The organism is Albidovulum aestuarii (genome assembly GCF_029961185.1).
In the GTDB taxonomy this organism is placed as follows: Bacteria; Pseudomonadota; Alphaproteobacteria; order Rhodobacterales; family Rhodobacteraceae; genus Albidovulum; species Albidovulum aestuarii.
Genome location: NZ_JASBQQ010000013.1, coordinates 1 through 17,973, shown reverse-complemented (window position 1 = coordinate 17,973; position 17,973 = coordinate 1). Strand labels below are relative to the sequence as shown.

The window sequence follows — 17,973 nt, the reverse complement described above, 5'->3', positions numbered from 1 at the left end:
GCTGCAATCACTTGAAAATCGACGCATAACGCGGGGCAAAAAACTTGATGAACTTCTTCACTTCCGGGCGTCGGTACGCTTCCGGCGACACCAGCAGAAGGTGATCCTGCGTAAGCGCCTCGACCGGATCGAAGCAGCGGATCAGGTTGTCGTCCGGTTCTGAATGCTTGACGTTCAGAAGGCCCAGTCCCTGTCCATTGGTGACCGCTTCCCGCATAAGAGCGAACTCTGCAAACGCGCCAACGATCTGGTCCGGTGTGATGAATTGCAGCAGCCACGCTTCGTTTGGACGCGGCGTCGGATCGGGCCGATAGACCACGAAGCGATGGCCCTTCAAATCGGCCTCGCTCATCGGCAAACGCCTTTTTGCGGCGTAGGCACGCGATCCGTAAACCGCGTATCGTGCGACGCTTATCTTGCGGCAGATAAGATCGGGTTCGGGCGCCTTTGTCGTAAGCCTGAGTGCAACGTCGGCCTCGCCGGCGGCAAGGTCCAGAACTTTCGTCGTCTGGATGAACTCAAATCCGACACCGGGATTGGCCACGGTGAAATCGTAGATTATCCGCTGCATGCGGGGCGAGAAATTGGCTCCCGGCGCTGTGATGCGGATCGGCCGTGACCGCGTCAGATCCGCGGCTTTTTCCTCAAAACCCTCTGCCGCTTTCTCGATGGCCTCAGCCTGCGGCAAAAGTGCCCGCGCCAGTGCTGTCGGGCGAAACCCCCGTGTCTCGCGCTCGAACAGGACCAGTCCCAATTCGCGCTCCAGCGCATCGATGCGCCGCGCGACCGTCGGCTGCGCCGCGCCCAGCTTGCGCGATGCGGCCAATGTCGAACCCTCGCGGAAGACCGCGAGAAAGTAGCGGACATTAGACCAGTCGCGAAAAGCGTTCTTCATAAATGAAGAACAACACAACGACAGCACCGATACCAGCGAAATAGAGAGCGAGGTAACGTCAGGACAGAACGAGCGCAGGGGAGAACCCGAGATGACCACCTTAGCATCGCCACTTTTTGATTTTGCCGGATGGCTGCGGTTTTCCAGCACAGCGCGCCCGGCAACACCGCCCGCAACCGAAGCCGAACAAGAAGCCGACCGCGCGCGCCGCGATTTCGTGCTCGAAATGCTCGACCGTCATCCTGAAGCATTCGCGTCCGATCACAGCGTCCAAAGCATGCTGTCGCTTTACCGCGAGCGGTTCTGAAACCGCAGGCGATCGGTTCGCACCTTTCGCTTGGATTGCTCCAAGTCCATTACCGGCCGCACGGGTGTCCGGCCAGCGCCTTCAGCCTCCGGCAAATCGCCATTCGGTGATCTGTTCGCCGGGCTCACCGGGCATCAGTTCAATCGACGGAAAGCCGGGATGGTTCGGCGCATCGGGCCATCCCTGCGCTTCGATGGCCAGACCCTCATAGGCCGCCCGGCCCGGCCGAACGGCATCGCGCCCGTCATAGACCTGCACACCGGGCTCTGTCGTGGCGACCTGCATCGTCACCCCTGACTGTCCGCGCAGCCAAAGAACCGGCCGTAGGGTCCGCCGTTCGTCAGAGAGGCAGAAACATGTATCGAGCGCCGGATCGCCCGGCGCAATGTCTCGCGCTGCCCGGAAATCTAATGCCGTCCCGGCAACCGCCGGGATCTCACCAGTCGGCACGACCTCATCCGTCACGGCCAGAACCCGGTCCGCCGCGACATGAAGCCGATGGCCCGCCCAGCTTTCCGACCCGTCGAGGTTCCAGTAGCTGTGATTGGCCGCGTTGAAGAGCGTCGGGCGATCCGTCCGCGCCGTTACCCGCAGCCGCAGGGAGGAGGGCGTCACGGAATACTCCGCCCGAACCTGGCGATTGCCGGGAAAGCCGCCCTCGCCATGCGCCAGATCAACGGCAAGGGTCACGCGGTCCGGAGCAAGGCCCTCGACCCTCCAAAGCTTGGCATGCGTACCAGCGGCCCCGGAATGCAGCAGATGCCGATCCCCCGATGCACGCTCCGGAACAATCTCGTTTCCCCGAAGCCACGCCCGCCCCGCGCCCAGCCGGTTGGCCACCGGCGCGATCAGCGCACCATGCCAACGCATCGCGCCCTCGTAATCCGCCAGCCGGTCGGAGCCGAGCGTCAGGCTGTAGGGCAGATCGCCGAACCGCAGATCCTGCAGGATCGCGCCATAGGTCAGCACTGCAACCCGCAGGGCACCTGCCGACAGTTCCACCCGCTCGACCAACCCACCCGACCCGGTGGTGGCGAACGGCGTGCGGGCATCACTCATGCGTCGGCGCGTTTCAGATAGGGAAACCAGTCTTCGCGCAACCGTTCTCCCGGCCTCATATCATGACCCGGAAAGGGCGGCGAAGTGCGGCCGGGACGTTCGACATAACGGGCATCCTCACCGACCAGCCTTAGCGAAAACGCCCGCCGCCGCGCCGTCGCGGTATTGCCGCGCGCACCGTGCAGGGTGCGGAAATCGAAGGCCACCGCATCGCCCGGTTCCATCTGCCATTCCAGCACCCGCATACCCTCGGCATCGGGATCGGGCACCGGCATGTAGGCCTCGGGATCGGGATAGAAGTTTTCCTCCGACAGCCATCGCGTCGGCAGGACTTCCTTGTCCCACAGATGCGATCCGGCGACGAGCCGCAGCGTCGCCTCCTTTACCGGGTCGACCGGGGACCAGAAGCTGACGGTCTGCTGCCCGCCAACGAAATAATAGGGCCCGTCCTGATGCCAGGGCGTGGGTTTGGTCGTGCCTGGTTCCTTGACCAGCACATGGTCGTGAAAAATCTGCACTGTGTCCGACCCCATCAGCCGCGCCGCGACCTCCGCCACGTCGGACTTCGCGATCACTTCCTGAAACTCGGGGATACGCTGCCAGTTGCAGTAATCGTCGAAGAACCGCCCACCCTCACCCGGTTTCAGGTTCTCGGCGGCATAAGGCCCCGGCTCGGCCATGTTGCGTTCAATCCCTGCCGCAATCACATCGACCCAGTCGGACCAGAGCCCCTTGACGAGCACCGCCCCGTCGCGCCGATAGGCTGCGACCATATCTTCCGTCACCGTGACCGCCATCGTGCCCTCCCTGTTTCCGGGCACCCTCGCGCCCTGCCCGGGGATCGTCAATAGCGGGTCGTCATCCGGTGACCGCGTGCGAAATAAAGGCGCACATGGGTGATCGCCTGCCCCTCCCACCAGGTCGTGCGCTCGACGGTAAAAACCGGCTCGCCCGGGCTCATCGACAGGTAGTCGGCCGTGCGCGCGTCCGCAGCGGTCGCCAGAAAGCTGATCTCCACCTCCGAAAACGGCACCGCCTTGACCAACCACTCATTCGGGCCGTCCGCCGAAAAATCCGCATCTTTTGCACGCGGCAGGGCGTCGAGGTTTATCCAGCGATCCTCGAACTGATAGGGCGCGCCATCAGCGGCATGCAAGCAGGAGAGGTGCAGGACTCTTGCCGCCCCTCCAAGCCCCATTCGCGCGCGCAGCCAGTCCGGCGCGGGAACCACCTCGCGCCCCAGAAGCGCATAGCGATACCGCGCACCCGTGGCCTCGATCTCTTCCCGCACCAGCGGAATTTCGAACCGGGCCGACCGACGGGGCGACGGTCTTACGCGTGTTCCCGCCTTGCGGCGACGCTCCAGAAGCCCCTCATCCGTCAGTTCCCGCATCGCCCGGTTCACGGTTGCGCGGGCCACGCCAAACACCTCGGCCAGTTCCACCTCACCCGGCAGAAGCGTTCCCGGCGCCCAGTCGCCTTCGGTGATCCGGCGCAGGATCTCGGTCTTCACCTCGCGGTAGCTGGTCAGATCGGGGCGCCGCGTATCGTTCATGGACTTCTTGTCGCCTTTCCTATTTGCTTAAGCATATCGGCTTTTTGCCTGAGGAAAAGATCGTGCATATCGTGATCCGGCCGGAAGAGTTCCACCGCCAGCCCTGGAAGAATGGCGGCGGTGTCACGTTTGAGATCGCGCGGGTGGAATTCGACGGCCACCTGCACTGGCGTTTGTCGCTGGCCGAGGTCGCCTCTGACGGGCCGTTCTCCGCCTTCCCCGGCCTTGCCCGCATCCTCACGGTGATCGAAGGCGCGGGCCTGATTCTCGAAACGCCCGGCGGGCCGATTGCCGCCCATCCGCTTGACCCGGTGCTGTTTCCCGGCAGCCTGCCGGTCCATGCCCGGCTGATCGGCGGCAAAGTGCGCGATCTGAACCTCATCTACGACCCGGCGCTGATCGACGGTGCGGTGCGGCTGGTGGACGCCGCGCACCCTCTGCAGGAAGGTAAAACCGCTGCCCTCTTTTGTCTCTCCGGCCGGTTCCGTCTGCCAGACGATGAGATTGGCCCGGGCGCAGTCGTGTTGCTGGACCCGGGATCGCCTGCGCCGAAAGCGGAGCCCGGCGCGACCGGTCTTTACATCTCGCTTCAAGCGGCCTCCGACTAAAGCCCTGCTACCAACTCCTCGACCGCACGGCGATACGCCGGGACCACGCGATCCCGCGCGATATGCCGACCGCCCTGGACGGCATGCCGCCCCGCCGACCAGAGGTCGGTGACAAGCCCGTCCGGCGCGGCAAAGACCAGACCGTCGAGAAGCTGCGCCCCGTTCAGCGCGCATAGCGCCGGGTGGGTGCTGTCGATGGCGACAAGATCGGCCAGATGCCCCGTTGCAATCGCCCCGGCGTCACGTCCCAGCGCCCGGGCACCGCCCGCCGCCGCGCCGGTATAAAGCGCGGTACCGACCGAACCCGGACCCGTCACCAGCACATTGCGCTGCACGTCCCTGAGCCGCTGGGAATACTCCAATGTCCGCAACTCCTCGACCAGCGAGATGCGGACGTTTGAATCCGAGCCGACCCCAAAGGCCCCGCCCGCCGCCAGCCAGCCCGGCCCGTTGAACGGACCGTCGCCAAGATTGGCCTCGGTGATCGGGCAAAGCCCCGCCACCGTGCCGGACCGCGCGAGACCCTCGGTTTCCTCCGCCGTCATATGGGTCGCATGGATCGCGCACCAGTCCGGGCCAAGGGGCGCATTGGCCATAAGCCATTCCACCGGCCGCGCCCCGAGCCAGTCCGAAATATCGGCCACTTCCTGTGGCTGCTCGGCGACATGGATATGAATGGGTCCCCCCGCCGCCAGCGGCATGACGGCTGCCAGATCGCCGGGTGACGTGGCGCGCAGCGAATGCGGGGCGATGCCGACGCGCGTATCCTCAGGCAGCGCCTTTGCCGCACCGCGTGCCGCCGTGACCAGTGAACCGAACCGCTCCACATCATTGCCGAATCTGAGCTGCCCGCCCGCAAGCGGCCTCTCACCTGCCCCGCCATAGGTATAGAGCACCGGCAGATGGGTAAGCCCGATCCCCGTCTCCTCTGCCGCCGCGAAGATGCGGGTGCTGAGTTCGGCGATGTTATCATAGGGCGCGCCACCCGGCTGGTGGTGGACATAATGGAACTCACCCACCGCCGCATAGCCCGCCTCCTGCATCTCCAGGAACACCATCGCCGCGATAGCCTCCACCTGTTCGGGCGTCAGTCGGTTGAGGAAGCGGTACATCAGTTCCCGCCAGGTCCAGAAACTTTCCCGCCCCGCCGCGCGGTATTCTGTCATCCCGGCCATTGCCCGCTGAAAGCTGTGGGAATGGAGGTTCGACAGCGCGGGCAGCAGCGTATCGACGCGGGTGTCACCGGCCTCGGGCGGCGCGCCGGTCGCGAGCGAGGCAATGCGCCCCTCTACGATCTCCAGCCGCACATTTCCGGCCCAGCCCTCCGGCAGCAGCGCACGCGTCGCGAAAATCATTTCTGGGCTCCATTATGTCTAGACATAAAACTCATACTCCCGTACAAAGCATCGAAGCAACCGAATTCTTCCCCGAAGGACAAGATGCGCCAGCCGAACGCACTATTCGTGAACTGCCACGCCGCGACGATGGCGGGTGACGCGCCCTATGGTCTGATCAAGGAGGCCGCCATCGCGGTCACCCCTGACGGCATCCTCTGGACGGGACCGGAGACCGACATTCCCGCCGCCGTCGCGCACTACCCGCGCCATGACCTTGGCGGGCGGCTGGTGACCCCTGCGCTGATCGACTGCCACACCCATCTCGTCCACGGCGGCAACCGTGCGGGTGAGTTCGAGATGCGGCTGAACGGCGCGAGCTATGAAGAGGTCGCGAAGGCCGGAGGCGGCATCATCTCCACCGTCCGCGCCACACGCGAGGCAAGCGAGGAAGACCTGATCGCCGCCGCCCTGCCCCGGATTGACACGCTGATTGCCGAGGGTGTGTCCACGGTGGAGATCAAGTCCGGCTACGGGCTCGACATCGACACCGAGCTTAAGATGCTCCGCGCCGCGCGCCGTCTGGCCGCGCTGCGACCCGTTGAGGTTCATACGACCTTTCTCGGCGCCCATGCTGTGCCAGCCGAGTTCAAGGACCGCGCCGATGACTACCTCGATGATGTCTGCATCCCGGCGCTGAAGGCCGCGCATGAAGAAGGGCTGGTCGACGCGGTTGACGGCTTTTCCGAAGGTATCGCCTTTACCCCTGCCCAGATCGCCCGTGTCTTCGACGTCGCGAAGGTGCTCGGCTTGCCCGTTAAACTCCACGCCGAACAACTCTCCAATCTCGGCGGTGCGGCGATGGCGGCCTCTTACGGTGCGCTGTCGGTGGATCACCTGGAATATCTCGACGAACCCGGCGTTCAGGCCATGGCCAGGGCCGGCAGCGTCGCCACGATCCTGCCCGGCGCCTTTTACGCGATCCGCGAAACGCAAGTCCCGCCCATCGACCTCTTCCGCAAGTACGGCGTGCCGATGGCGGTGGCGACTGACCTCAATCCCGGCTCCTCGCCGATGAACTCGCTGCTTCTGGCGATGAACATGGCCTGCACGCTTTTCCGTATGACACCGGAAGAAGCACTGGCCGGCACCACGCGCAACGCCGCGCGCACCCTCGGACTCACCGACCGTGGCATGATCGCCCCTGAACACCGCGCCGATTTCGCCGTCTGGAATGCCGAACACCCGGCCGAACTCAGCTATCGCTTCGGCTTCAACCCGCTGCACCAGCGCATCATCGGAGGCTGGATTGACATCCCTCTCGCTTAAGCCCGGCGCCGTCACGCTGGACGACCTTGCCCGGCTTTATACCGAAGGGCTTTCCGCAAAGCTCGACCGCGCGGCCAAACCCGCCGTGGAACGCGCCGCCGCCGCAATCGCCAAGGCCGCCGCCGGGGACGTGCCCGTTTACGGCGTCAACACAGGCTTCGGCAAACTCGCCTCGGTGCGGGTCGCGCCGAAGGACACCGCGACGCTGCAACGCAACCTGATCCTCAGCCATTGCTGCGGTGTCGGCGCGCCGATCCCACGCGCCCATGCGCGTCTGATGATGGCGCTGAAACTCCTTTCACTCGGGCGCGGTGCATCCGGCGTGCGGTGGGAGGTGATCGAACTGATCGAAGGGATGCTGGAAAAGGGTGTCACCCCGATCATCCCCGCGCAAGGCTCCGTCGGCGCCTCCGGCGACCTCGCGCCCCTCGCCCATATGACCGCCGTGATGATCGGCGCGGGCGAGGCGGAATTCGGCGGCGAAACCCTGCCCGGCGCCGAGGCCCTTGCCCGCGCGGGCCTCACGCCGGTCGTGCTTGGCCCAAAGGAGGGGTTGGCGCTGATCAACGGCACCCAGTTCTCCACGGCCTTCGCACTTGCGGGCCTCTTCGACGGCTGGCGCGCAGCACAGGCGGCACTTGTCACCTCCGCACTTTCGACCGACGCCATCATGGGCTCCACCGCCCCGCTGCAACAGGAGATCCATACGCTCCGCGGCCATGCAGGCCAGATTGAATCCGCAGCTTTCCTCCGCGCGCTTCTCGACGGTTCGGAAATCCGCGAAAGCCACCGCGAAGGCGACACGCGCGTGCAGGACCCCTACTGCATCCGCTGCCAGCCGCAGGTGACGGGCGCCGCGATGGACGTCATGCGGCAGGCCGCCCGCACGCTGGAGGTGGAGGCCAATGCCGCCACCGACAACCCCCTTGTGCTGACCGAGGCCGGCCTCATCGTCTCGGGCGGCAACTTCCACGCCGAACCCGTGGGCTTCGCCGCCGACATGATCGCGCTCGCGCTGGCCGAGATCGGTGCCATCGCCCAACGCCGCATCGCGCTGATGGTCGACCCGACGCTGTCCCATGACCTGCCGCCGTTCCTGACCCCGGATCCCGGCCTGAATTCGGGCTACATGATCGCCGAGGTCACGACGGCCGCGCTTATGAGCGAGAACAAGCACCTCGCCCATCCGACTGTGACGGATTCGACGCCCACCAGCGCCAATCAGGAGGACCATGTCAGCATGGCCGCCCACGGCGCCCGCCGCCTTGGCCGCATGGTCGACAACCTTAACCGCATCCTGGGCGTCGAACTGCTTTGCGCCGCGCAGGGCATCGAATTCCGCGCGCCGCTGAAAACCTCGGCACCCCTCCAGAACGTCCTTTCCCGCCTGCGGTCCGAGATCGCGCCGCTGGCCGAGGACCGCTATCTCGCCCCCGATCTGGAAGCCGCCGCCCGCCTCATCGCCACGGGTGAAATCGCTGAAGCCACTGCGATGACCCTGCCCGGGGTCGCGGCATGAACACCTTCGACGTCACGACGGGAGACAGCCCTGTCATCCTCGGCCAGCCCCATGGCGGGACTTGGCTCCCCGACTCTTTGACCGCGCGTCTGAACGACAACGGCCGCAAGCTCGCCGACACCGACTGGCACATCACACGGCTCTATGATGGACTCCTCGACGGTGCGACAGTGGTCCGCTCCAATGTCCACCGCTACGCCATCGACGCCAACCGCGACCCGGCGGGCCTCTCTCTCTATCCCGGCCAGAACACGACGGGCCTCTGCCCCGTGACCGATTTCGACGGCAATCCGATCTGGGAGGACGGGCAGGAACCCGGCGAAGACGAAATCCTCGCCCGCCGCGACACCTTCCACCTGCCCTATCACACGGCATTGGCCGATGAGATCGAACGGGTGAAGGCCCGCCACGGCGTGGCGATCCTCTACGACTGCCACTCGATCCGGTCCAACATCCCCTTCCTCTTCGACGGCACGCTCCCGGTCTTCTCCATCGGCACCAATGACGGCCAGACCTGCGCCGCCCGCGTCCAATGCCTGACCGCCGATCCCTGCCTGAACGCTCACGGCATGGACGCCGTTGTCAATGGCCGCTTCAAGGGTGGCTGGACCACACGCCACTACGGCAAGCCCGAAACCGGCATCCACGCGATCCAGATGGAACTCGCCCAGCGCGCCTACCTGGCGACTGAGGCCGCGCCATGGGCCTATGACCCCGCCACGGCCGCGCCCACTCGCACGGTCCTCGCAAAGATCCTGAAAAACCTCGACCACCTCGCCCGCTCCGACGCGCTGACCTGAAGGAGGCCACATGCTCGACCTCGACCGCAAGAACACCCGCGACATCTTCCCGCCCACCGGCACCGAGCTGAACGCCAAGAGCTGGCTGACGGAGGCCCCCCTCCGGATGCTGATGAACAACCTGCATCCGGACGTAGCCGAGAACCCGCATGAGCTTGTCGTCTATGGCGGCATCGGCCGCGCCGCGCGGTCATGGGGCGATTTCGACCGCATCGTCGCGAGCCTGAAAGAGCTTGAGGCGGATGAGACCCTGCTGGTCCAGTCCGGCCGCCCCGTCGCAGTCGTGAAGACCCATGCCGATGCCCCCCGCGTGCTCATCGCCAATTCCAACCTTGTGCCGCATTGGGCCACCTGGGAACATTTCAACGAGCTCGATCGCAAGGGCTTGATGATGTACGGCCAGATGACGGCCGGATCGTGGATCTATATCGGCACGCAGGGCATCGTTCAGGGCACTTATGAGACCTTCGCCGAAGCCGGACGCCAGCACTATGGCGGCGACCTGAAGGGCAAGTGGATCCTCACCGCAGGCCTCGGCGGTATGGGCGGAGCCCAGCCGCTGGCCGCCGTCTTCGCCGGCGCCTCCTGCCTCGCCGTGGAATGCGACGAAACCCGGATCGATTTCCGACTGCGCACAAAGTACCTCGACGAAAAGGCGCGCACCCTCGACGAGGCCCTCGCGCTGATCGACAAATGGACAAAGGCGGGCGAGGCGAAGTCGGTTGGCCTTCTCGGCAACGCCGCCGATATCGTTCCCGAACTCGCCGCCCGCATGAAGGCAGGCGGTCCGCGTCCTGATATCGTCACCGACCAGACCTCGGCCCATGATCCGGTCCACGGCTATCTGCCCTTGGGCTGGACCGTCGCCGAATGGCGCGCGGCGCAGGAAAGTGATCCGAAGCGCGTCGAACGCGAAGCCCGCGCGTCGATGAAGAAACACGTGGCCGCGATGGTCGAATTCCACGAGGTAGGCGTGCCCACGGTCGACTATGGCAACAACATCCGGCAAGTCGCCAAAGAAGAAGGACTCCACAACGCCTTCGCCTTCCCCGGCTTCGTCCCCGCCTATATCCGCCCCCTTTTCTGCAAGGGCATCGGCCCCTTCCGCTGGGTGGCGCTTTCCGGTGACCCGGAGGACATCGCGAAAACCGATGCCGCGATGAAGAAACTCTTCCCCGAGAACCATCACCTCCACCGCTGGCTCGACATGGCGGCCGAACGCATCGCCTTTCAGGGTCTCCCCGCCCGCATCTGCTGGATCGGCCTCGGCGACCGGCACCGCGCCGGGCTGATGTTCAACGAGATGGTCGCAAGTGGTGAACTCAAGGCCCCGATCGTCATCGGCCGCGACCACCTCGACAGCGGCTCCGTCGCCAGCCCCAACCGCGAGACCGAGGCCATGAAGGACGGCTCCGACGCCGTCTCCGACTGGCCGCTCCTGAACGCCCTCGTCAACACCGCCTCGGGCGCCACCTGGGTCAGCCTCCATCACGGTGGCGGCGTCGGCATGGGGTTCAGCCAGCATTCAGGCGTCGTCATCGTCGCCGACGGAACACCCGAAGCCGCCAAACGCCTCGAACGCGTTCTCTGGAACGACCCCGCTTCCGGCGTCTGGCGCCATGCCGACGCGGGCTATGACATTGCAAAGGACTGCGCGAGGGAACACGGGCTCAAACTCCCGACGATCCTCGGAACCTGATCCCTTCACTTTCTGTCCGAAAATACTCTGGGGGTCCGGGGGCAAAGCCCCCGGCGGATCGCCCCGGCGCAAGCCGGGGCGAAGCCCGAACCCACAGCCCTAAAGGAAGGAGCCCGGACATGCGGTCCACCCGTTAAACCGCCGGGACCCGCCCCCCTTGCTTCAGCACGCCCCTTCTGGTCTGGTCGCTGCCAACCGCAACTGACCCGGCACTCTCGTGTTTTTCTACCGCCTCCTCGCCCGGATCCTGCTCTCCGCCTATGCGCTCCGGCTGGCCATCTCGGCCCGGTGGACTGCATATGCCGAACGGATGGGGCGACTGGCCGCGCGCGACGGGGCTGGACCGCTCCTCTGGTTGCATGCCGCCTCGAATGGCGAACTGACTTCGGCGCGCACAGTAATCGAGACGCTAAAGGCCCGCGCGCCGGAGCTGCGCCTTCTGATCACCACCAACAGCGATACCGCCCGGGCGCTGGCCCAGAACTGGGGGCACGACGCGATCCTCGCGCCGGTCGACATGCCCGGCCCCGTCCACCGCTTCCTTGACACCATGCGCCCCGCTGCGCTGATCGTCGTCGAGAACGAGCTCTGGCCCGAGCGGCTGACCGCCTGCGCAGCGCGCGGCATACCGGTCTTCGTCATTGGCGCCAGGATGTCGGCCGGCAGCGCGCGGAACTGGGGGCGCGTGCCCGGCCTCGCCAGGCAGGTCATGCAGAGCATCCACTTCCTCTCGGCCCAGGACGCGGCCTCCGAGGCAAGGTTCCGCGCACTTGGTCTTCGGTCCGACCGCATCGGCCCCGTCGCCAATCTGAAATCCGCCGCAAAAGCCGCAAACGCTGAGGCGGGCCTGCCCTTCCCCCGCGCGACGACCCTCCTGGCTGCCTCGACCCATGAGGGCGAGGAAGAAGTCGTTCTTACGGCGTTCGCCAAAGCCCATGCCGAACGCCCTGACCTGCGCCTCATCCTCGCCCCCCGCCATCCCCGCCGCCGGGATCAGGTAGAGCGCCTGATCGCCGCGTCCGGCCTCTCTCACGCGACCCGTTCGCGGGGTGACGCGCCGACACCCGTGACGGTCATCTACCACGCTGACACGATGGGCGAAATGGACCGCTGGTACGCCGCGGCCGGCATGACACTTGTCGGCGGTTCACTCGTCGATCATGGCGGCCACACGCCCTTTGAACCCGCCGCCCATGGCTCGGCGATCCTGCACGGTCCCCACACCGCAAACTCCGCCCCGGCCTATGACGCTCTGCGACAGGCAGGCGGGTCGGTGGAGGTGAAGACGGCGGAGGACCTGACCGCGGCCATCCTGAGCCTCACCGCTCCTGACAGGCAGGCGGATCTTGCCCATCGCGCGACCGGCGCTCTGGCCGGGCTTGCGGCGGACGCCAGCCTTGATCCTTTCTACACCGACCTCGCCCGCGCCATCGGTCTGCCGGACCTTGCGGGCTGACCGGAGTCACCATGCAATTCACCCTTCCCGAACTCGACGCCGCAGCGGAACTTGTCCACCGCCACATGGCGCCCACCCCGCAATATGCCTGGCCGCAACTTGCGGCCCGCACCGGGGCCGAGGTCTGGGTGAAGCACGAAAATCACGGCCCCATCGGCGCTTTCAAGGCGCGCGGCGCGATCACTTTCATAGACTGGCTGAAACGCGCCCATCCCGATTGCCCCGGCATCATCACCGCGACGCGTGGCAATCACGGGCAGGCACAGGCGCGAGCCGCGACAAGAGCCGGGCTGCGGGCGGTAGTCTATGTGCCACGCGGCAACTCGGTCGAGAAGAATGCGGCAATGCGGGCCTTTGGCGCCGACCTGCGCGAGCATGGCGAGGATTTCGATGCGGCCAAGGACGAAGCGATGCGTGTCGCGACATCCGAGGGCCTCTTCCCCGTGCCGCCCTTCCACCGCGAACTCGTGCGCGGTGTCGCGACCTATGGCTTGGAGTTCTTCCGCGCCGCCCCGCCTCTCGATGCGGTTTACGTACCGATCGGCTGTGGCTCGGGCATCTGCGGTGTGATCGCGGCACGTGACGCGCTGGGGCTGTCGTTCGAAGCGATCGGCGTCGTGGCGGAGACGGCCCCCGGCGCGAAGCTTTCCGTCGAAGCGGGCCGCCCGGTCGCCACCAACTCGGCCGCGACCTTTGCCGATGGCATGGCGGTGCGCGTTCCCGTGGCCGAGGCCCTTGCCATCTACGGACCCGGCGCGGCGCGCATTGTCACCGTCAGCGAGACCGGGATCGCCGAAGCCGTCCGCTCCTACTTCGCCGACACCCACAACGTAGCCGAGGGTGCCGGCGCGGCCGGTCTCGCTGCGCTCATGTCCGAACGCGACCGGATGGCCGGAAAACGGGTCGGCCTGATCCTTTCGGGCGGCAATATCGACAGCGGCAAGTTCGCCGCGATCCTCACGGGCGAGACCCCCTTGCCCTGAAACTGGCATGTCGCCACTTTCCGTGCTAAATTTGGCCCAGTTCCCTCGAAAGAATGGGAATGTATGGCAGGTTTCGACAAAGGGACCGGGGAACGAACAGGCCCCGGGCAGTCCATGAAAGAACTCGACGACAAGACCCATGCCTCGGGCAAGGCCGCGACACAGTTCGCCGCCCTTTGCTACAGGGTGACAAAAAAGGAAGGCGCCAGAATCCTTCTGATCACCAGCCGCGACACCGGGCGCTGGGTGATCCCCAAAGGCTGGCCGATGAAGGGCAAGACCGACGCCGAAGCGGCCGAAATCGAAGCCTTCGAGGAAGCTGGAGCCAAGGGTTATCTCTGCCCCGACTGCGCAGGTCTTTTCACCTATGACAAAGTGATGGATGACGGCTCAAAGCAGCCGGTCGTCGTCTCGGTCTTTCCGATGGAAGTCGCCAAGCTCGTCTCCGACTTCCCCGAAAAGGGCCAGCGAAAACTCAAGTGGTTCTCGCCGAAAAAGGCGGCAGCCCGGGTGGATGAACCCGAATTGCAGGATCTTCTGGCCAGCTTCGATCCGACGAAATTGAACTGCCCGCGCCCCGGAAAAGCTTGATTTTTCCTGTAAACTGACCACATAGAGCGATGATTCCGTAGGGTGACCCGATGATCCGCTACACGCTCAACTGCGCCGATGGGCATGGCTTTGAAAGCTGGTTCCAGTCGGCCGAGGCCTTCGACCGGCTCCAGTCGGCCGGCCATGTGGCCTGCGCGGTCTGCGGATCGGGAAAGGTGACCAAGACGCTGATGGCGCCCTCGGTCCGGCCCGCGCGCAAGGCAGCGAAGCCCGAGGCGCCCACGATCACGAAACCCGCCAACAAGATGGAAGAGGCCGTCGCCCAGATGCGCCGCCAGATCGAGGCGAATTCCGATTATGTCGGCCTGAACTTCGCCGCCGAGGCCCGCGCGATGCATGCAGGTGATGCCCCCGAACGCTCGATCTATGGCGAGGCGAAGATCGAAGAGGCGAAAAGCCTGATCGAGGACGGCATCCCGGTCGCCCCCCTGCCATTCCTGCCTGCGCGCAAGGCGAACTGACAGTAAGGGGGCTTTCTGCCCCCTCGCCCCGGATAAAATCCGGGGCTCACCCCCGAGAGTATTTTCCGACAGAAAGTGGAGGCGACCATGCGTATTCTCATCACCGGCGCGAACCGGGGGATCGGACGGGCGCTTTTCGATGCCTACAGCGCGCGCGGTGATGCGGTCACGGGCACGGCACGCAAGACTGGCGGGCTCCTGCCGCTGGATGTCACCGATCCGGATTCCGTGCGCGCGATGGCCGATGCGGTCGGACCCGCACCGCTCGACCTTCTCGTCTGCAATGCCGGGGTCTATCTCGACAAGGGGCAGCCCCTGCCTTCGGGCTATCCTGCGGACATGTGGGCCGCCACCTTCGCAGCCAATGTCACGGGGGTGTTCCTGACCGTGCAGGCATTGCTGCCGAACCTGCGCATTGCAAAGGGCAGGATCGCCATCCTCTCTTCCATCATGGCCTCCGATACCCGCGCGCCCGGCGGCAGCTACATCTACCGCGCCTCAAAGGCCGCGGCGCTCAATCTCGGCCGCAATCTGGCCGTGGACCTGAAACCCGACGGCATCGCCGTCGGCATCTACCATCCGGGCTGGGTCCGCACGGATATGGGCGGTTCGGGCGCCGATATCGACATGGAGACCTCGGCCAGCGGCCTCATGGCCCGGTTCGATGCGCTCAGCCCGGCCACGACCGGCTGTTTTGAAGATTATGCAGGCCGTGCTATCCCGTTCTGAAACCTTGGGGCAAAGGACGGTGAAGCATGGCATTTCAGGACGAAGCGCAGGCCCTGTTTGACCGCATGGCATCGGCCTATCGCGCCGGTGACGCGGCGGGCTGCGCGGACTGCTTCACCGATGATGCCCGGCTTCTCTCGCCCTATGCGCCCGAGGCCCGGGGGCGGGCCGCCATCGAGGAGCTGCACCGGGACTGGACCGGCGATGGCGGCAACGGCAAGACCCTGACCGTGATCGAGGCGGGCTGCGAGGGTGACACCGGCTGGTGCCTCGTGACTTATTCCGAAGGCGACATGACCGGTGACGGAAAATCGCTGAGTATTCTTCGGCGCGAAGCCGATGGCTGGCGCATCAGTCATTGCTGCCTCGTGGCCGACGACCCGCCATTGGCCGAAGAGTAGCGCGGTCGCCATCGCCCCTTGCCCTCGTCCCCCCGCCCGCATAAGAAGCGCCGGACTTTGACTCGGGCGCGACAGGGGGGCCGGAATGCCGCTTCTCGTGATGAAATTCGGCGGCACCTCGGTGGCCGATCTCGACCGCATCGCCAATGCCGCCGAAAAGGTCAAACGCGAGGTTGAGCGTGGCTATGACGTGATCGTCATCGTCTCCGCCATGTCCGGCAAGACCAATGAGCTGGTGGGCTGGGTCGAGGAAACCTCGCACCTTTATGACGCGCGCGAATACGATGCCGTAGTGGCGAGCGGTGAGAACGTGACCGCCGGTCTCATGGCGCTTCGCCTGCAGGAAATGGACGTGCCCGCCCGCAGCTGGCAGGGCTGGCAGGTGCCGATCAACACGACTTCGGCCCATTCGGCCGCCCGCTTCGTTTCGATCCCGCGCGAGAATATCGACGCCAAGTTCGCCGAAGGCTTCAAGGTTGCCGTCGTCGCGGGCTTTCAGGGCGTCTCGGAAGAGGGCCGCATCACCACGCTCGGCCGGGGTGGCTCGGACACCACCGCCGTCGCCTTCGCCGCGGCCTTTGACGCGGAACGCTGCGACATCTACACCGATGTGGACGGGATCTATACGACCGATCCCCGCATCACCTCGAAGGCCCGCAAGCTTGAGAAGATCGCATTCGAGGAAATGCTGGAACTGGCCTCGCTGGGTGCCAAGGTCCTGCAGACCCGCTCGGTCGAACTGGCGATGCGCTACAAGGTCCGCCTGCGGGTCCTGTCCTCGTTCGAGGATACCGACGAAAACTCCGGAACCCTGGTCTGCGACGAGGAGGAAATCGTGGAATCAAAAGCCGTCTCTGGCGTCGCCTATAGCCGCGACGAAGCCAAGATCACGCTGGTGACGGTCGAGGACCGCCCCGGCATCGCCGCCGCGATCTTCGGCCCGCTGGCCGAGGCCGGGATCAATGTGGACATGATCGTCCAGAACATCTCGGAAAAGAACTATGAGGGTCACACGATGGCGGTGACCGACATGACCTTCTCCTGCCCCACGAACCAGGTCGCCCGCGCCAAGAAGGCGATGGAAGATGCCCGCGCTGCCGGGTCGATCAACTACGATGATCTGGTCGTCGATACCGAGACCGCCAAGGTTTCGGTCGTGGGCATTGGCATGCGCTCTCAGTCGGGCATCGCTGCAAAGATGTTCAAGGCGCTGGCCGCCGAGAACATCAACATCAAGGTCATCGCCACGTCCGAGATCAAGGTCTCGGTGCTGATCGACCGCAAGTACATGGAACTTGCGGTTCAGGCCCTCCACGATGCGTTTGAGCTGGAAAAAGCCTGAAGTCGCCCTGATGCCTGCTTTTACCCGGAGAACACGCCTGGATTTCGTGTTCAGCCGCACCCCTTACGGTCTGCCTCGTCCTTCGCTCCAGTCCGAGCGGGAGATGTGAAAAACATCAAGCGCGCTGTTCTTGAGACCGCGCGCGAACGCATCCGAAACAAGGCGGTCAATCTCGGCATCGTCGGTATCGTCGCGATCAGGATGCCTGCGTGCCGCATCCCGCAGGGCTGACAGAGTGGCGGCTTCGCCTGCAACACGGGCGCTCACCAGAAGACCGGCCTTGAATGGTGCTTGGAACAATAGCGACCTAAAGCTCAGACAGGCGCCATTTCCCAGCCGCCAGATTTCGTAATCAAGAACATCTCGTCCAAGTTGCTCGTCGGGTAGAAACTCCTCGAACTTCATCATGCCGGTCCGCGTCATGCCAAGTTTGGCGACGACTGCGGAGGATCCCGGATTGAGAGGGCCGAAGATCACCGCATCTATGCCGTCACAAATCGCGCGTTCGAAGGCCCAGCCTATCGTCGCGCGTGCGGCCTCGGTTGCCAGTCCACCACCCCAATGGCTTCGCGCGAAGCCGTAGAGGATTTCCGGCGTCGACCCGTGCGATGTAGAGGTCAGGCCACACCAGCCTATGATCGGTTCCGACGACAAACCATCCGGTAGCTTCGCACGAAGTGCCCAGACGCCGTAGCCAAGCGTGTTCCAGTTCGAGTTGTGCCAGGCGATCCGCTGGCGCGCGCATTCCAGGCATTGCTCCGGTGTCGTTGCCTTGGCCATAATGCTCCGTGTCACCTCAGGGTCAGCCTGGACTTGCCCGGCTTTGGTGGAGAGCGTTTAGCTCACTTCCCGGGCCTTTCGCTCGAAGGCGATGGGGCTCTGGA

17 protein-coding genes and 1 pseudogene are annotated in these 17,973 nt (G+C 65.1%); 12 read left to right on the top strand and 6 right to left on the bottom strand.

The window, feature by feature from the left end:
• Positions 1–7 precede the first annotated feature (7 nt).
• The 4 genes from QKW60_RS20240 to QKW60_RS20225 all read right to left on the bottom strand — a co-directional run bounded on the left by QKW60_RS20240 (position 8) and on the right by QKW60_RS20225 (position 3,816).
• Positions 8–1,045: a LysR family transcriptional regulator gene (locus QKW60_RS20240; RefSeq protein ID WP_282371439.1), complete on the bottom strand. Its 1,038-nt coding sequence runs from the start codon at positions 1,043–1,045 to the stop codon at positions 8–10.
• Positions 1,046–1,283: 238 nt separating this feature from the next.
• A complete protein-coding gene (locus tag QKW60_RS20235; RefSeq protein WP_282371437.1) occupies positions 1,284–2,261 on the bottom strand; it encodes an aldose epimerase family protein in 978 nt (325 codons plus the stop codon).
• Positions 2,258–3,058: a phytanoyl-CoA dioxygenase family protein gene (locus QKW60_RS20230; RefSeq protein WP_282371435.1), complete on the bottom strand. Its 801-nt coding sequence runs from the start codon at positions 3,056–3,058 to the stop codon at positions 2,258–2,260. Before QKW60_RS20230 ends, QKW60_RS20235 begins: the two co-directional genes overlap by 4 nt.
• 47 nt (positions 3,059–3,105) lie before the next feature.
• A complete protein-coding gene (locus QKW60_RS20225; RefSeq protein WP_282371433.1) occupies positions 3,106–3,816 on the bottom strand; it encodes a GntR family transcriptional regulator in 711 nt (236 codons plus the stop codon).
• A gap of 62 nt (positions 3,817–3,878) precedes the next feature.
• On the opposite strand from QKW60_RS20225, the gene QKW60_RS20220 reads away from it, so the two are divergent.
• On the top strand, positions 3,879–4,424 hold the full coding sequence (locus QKW60_RS20220; protein WP_282371431.1) for a HutD/Ves family protein: 546 nt from the start codon (positions 3,879–3,881) through the stop codon (positions 4,422–4,424).
• Here QKW60_RS20220 and QKW60_RS20215 read toward each other — a convergent pair.
• A complete protein-coding gene (locus QKW60_RS20215; protein ID WP_282371429.1) occupies positions 4,421–5,779 on the bottom strand; it encodes a formimidoylglutamate deiminase in 1,359 nt (452 codons plus the stop codon). The two genes, QKW60_RS20220 and QKW60_RS20215, sit on opposite strands and share 4 nt — an antisense overlap.
• An 84-nt stretch (positions 5,780–5,863) precedes the next feature.
• Between QKW60_RS20215 and hutI the strand changes: the two genes are divergently transcribed.
• From hutI to QKW60_RS20160, 11 genes are all read left to right on the top strand, one after another.
• Positions 5,864–7,087, top strand: a complete 1,224-nt coding sequence (gene hutI / locus QKW60_RS20210; RefSeq protein ID WP_282371428.1) for an imidazolonepropionase — start codon at positions 5,864–5,866, stop codon at positions 7,085–7,087.
• Positions 7,068–8,606: a histidine ammonia-lyase gene (gene hutH / locus QKW60_RS20205; protein WP_282371427.1), complete on the top strand. Its 1,539-nt coding sequence runs from the start codon at positions 7,068–7,070 to the stop codon at positions 8,604–8,606. The genes hutI and hutH overlap by 20 nt, the downstream gene beginning before the upstream one ends.
• Entirely contained in the window at positions 8,603–9,406 is an 804-nt protein-coding gene (gene hutG / locus QKW60_RS20200) for an N-formylglutamate deformylase (RefSeq protein WP_282371425.1), read from the top strand. The genes hutH and hutG overlap by 4 nt, the downstream gene beginning before the upstream one ends.
• Before the next feature lie 10 nt (positions 9,407–9,416).
• Complete coding sequence (gene hutU / locus QKW60_RS20195; RefSeq protein WP_282371423.1) at positions 9,417–11,105, top strand: urocanate hydratase; 1,689 nt, start codon at positions 9,417–9,419, stop codon at positions 11,103–11,105.
• A gap of 217 nt (positions 11,106–11,322) precedes the next feature.
• Positions 11,323–12,561: a 3-deoxy-D-manno-octulosonic acid transferase gene (locus QKW60_RS20190; protein WP_282371421.1), complete on the top strand. Its 1,239-nt coding sequence runs from the start codon at positions 11,323–11,325 to the stop codon at positions 12,559–12,561.
• A gap of 11 nt (positions 12,562–12,572) precedes the next feature.
• Complete coding sequence (locus QKW60_RS20185) at positions 12,573–13,544, top strand: threonine dehydratase (RefSeq protein ID WP_282371419.1); 972 nt, start codon at positions 12,573–12,575, stop codon at positions 13,542–13,544.
• Between the two features lie 114 nt (positions 13,545–13,658).
• Positions 13,659–14,135 (top strand): NUDIX hydrolase, encoded by a 477-nt coding sequence (locus QKW60_RS20180; RefSeq protein WP_282371418.1) that lies wholly within the window; start codon positions 13,659–13,661, stop codon positions 14,133–14,135.
• Positions 14,136–14,185: 50 nt separating this feature from the next.
• Positions 14,186–14,617, top strand: a complete 432-nt coding sequence (locus tag QKW60_RS20175; protein ID WP_282371417.1) for a DUF1178 family protein — start codon at positions 14,186–14,188, stop codon at positions 14,615–14,617.
• Positions 14,618–14,704: 87 nt separating this feature from the next.
• Positions 14,705–15,346: an SDR family oxidoreductase gene (locus QKW60_RS20170; RefSeq protein WP_282371416.1), complete on the top strand. Its 642-nt coding sequence runs from the start codon at positions 14,705–14,707 to the stop codon at positions 15,344–15,346.
• A gap of 26 nt (positions 15,347–15,372) precedes the next feature.
• Complete coding sequence (locus QKW60_RS20165; protein WP_282371415.1) at positions 15,373–15,747, top strand: YybH family protein; 375 nt, start codon at positions 15,373–15,375, stop codon at positions 15,745–15,747.
• Between the two features lie 85 nt (positions 15,748–15,832).
• A complete protein-coding gene (locus QKW60_RS20160; RefSeq protein WP_282371414.1) occupies positions 15,833–17,089 on the top strand; it encodes an aspartate kinase in 1,257 nt (418 codons plus the stop codon).
• Between the two features lie 63 nt (positions 17,090–17,152).
• Here the strand turns inward: QKW60_RS20160 and QKW60_RS20155 are convergent.
• Positions 17,153–17,890: pseudogene (locus QKW60_RS20155) on the bottom strand (GNAT family N-acetyltransferase); the annotation flags it as partial.
• Positions 17,891–17,973 lie beyond the last annotated feature (83 nt).

Bases quoted from the DNA above. Each gene is read 5' to 3' on its own strand.
- QKW60_RS20235 (WP_282371437.1), bottom strand. From the start codon at position 2,261: ATGAGTGATGCCCGCACGCCGTTCGCCACCACCGGGTCGGGTGGGTTG.
- QKW60_RS20230 (WP_282371435.1), bottom strand. From the start codon at position 3,058: ATGGCGGTCACGGTGACGGAAGATATGGTCGCAGCCTATCGGCGCGAC.
- QKW60_RS20225 (WP_282371433.1), bottom strand. From the start codon at position 3,816: ATGAACGATACGCGGCGCCCCGATCTGACCAGCTACCGCGAGGTGAAG.
- QKW60_RS20215 (WP_282371429.1), bottom strand. From the start codon at position 5,779: ATGATTTTCGCGACGCGTGCGCTGCTGCCGGAGGGCTGGGCCGGAAAT.
- hutI (WP_282371428.1), top strand. From the start codon at position 5,864: ATGCGCCAGCCGAACGCACTATTCGTGAACTGCCACGCCGCGACGATG.
- hutG (WP_282371425.1), top strand. From the start codon at position 8,603: ATGAACACCTTCGACGTCACGACGGGAGACAGCCCTGTCATCCTCGGC.
- hutU (WP_282371423.1), top strand. From the start codon at position 9,417: ATGCTCGACCTCGACCGCAAGAACACCCGCGACATCTTCCCGCCCACC.
- QKW60_RS20185 (WP_282371419.1), top strand. From the start codon at position 12,573: ATGCAATTCACCCTTCCCGAACTCGACGCCGCAGCGGAACTTGTCCAC.
- QKW60_RS20180 (WP_282371418.1), top strand. From the start codon at position 13,659: ATGAAAGAACTCGACGACAAGACCCATGCCTCGGGCAAGGCCGCGACA.
- QKW60_RS20175 (WP_282371417.1), top strand. From the start codon at position 14,186: ATGATCCGCTACACGCTCAACTGCGCCGATGGGCATGGCTTTGAAAGC.
- QKW60_RS20170 (WP_282371416.1), top strand. From the start codon at position 14,705: ATGCGTATTCTCATCACCGGCGCGAACCGGGGGATCGGACGGGCGCTT.
- QKW60_RS20165 (WP_282371415.1), top strand. From the start codon at position 15,373: ATGGCATTTCAGGACGAAGCGCAGGCCCTGTTTGACCGCATGGCATCG.
- QKW60_RS20160 (WP_282371414.1), top strand. From the start codon at position 15,833: ATGCCGCTTCTCGTGATGAAATTCGGCGGCACCTCGGTGGCCGATCTC.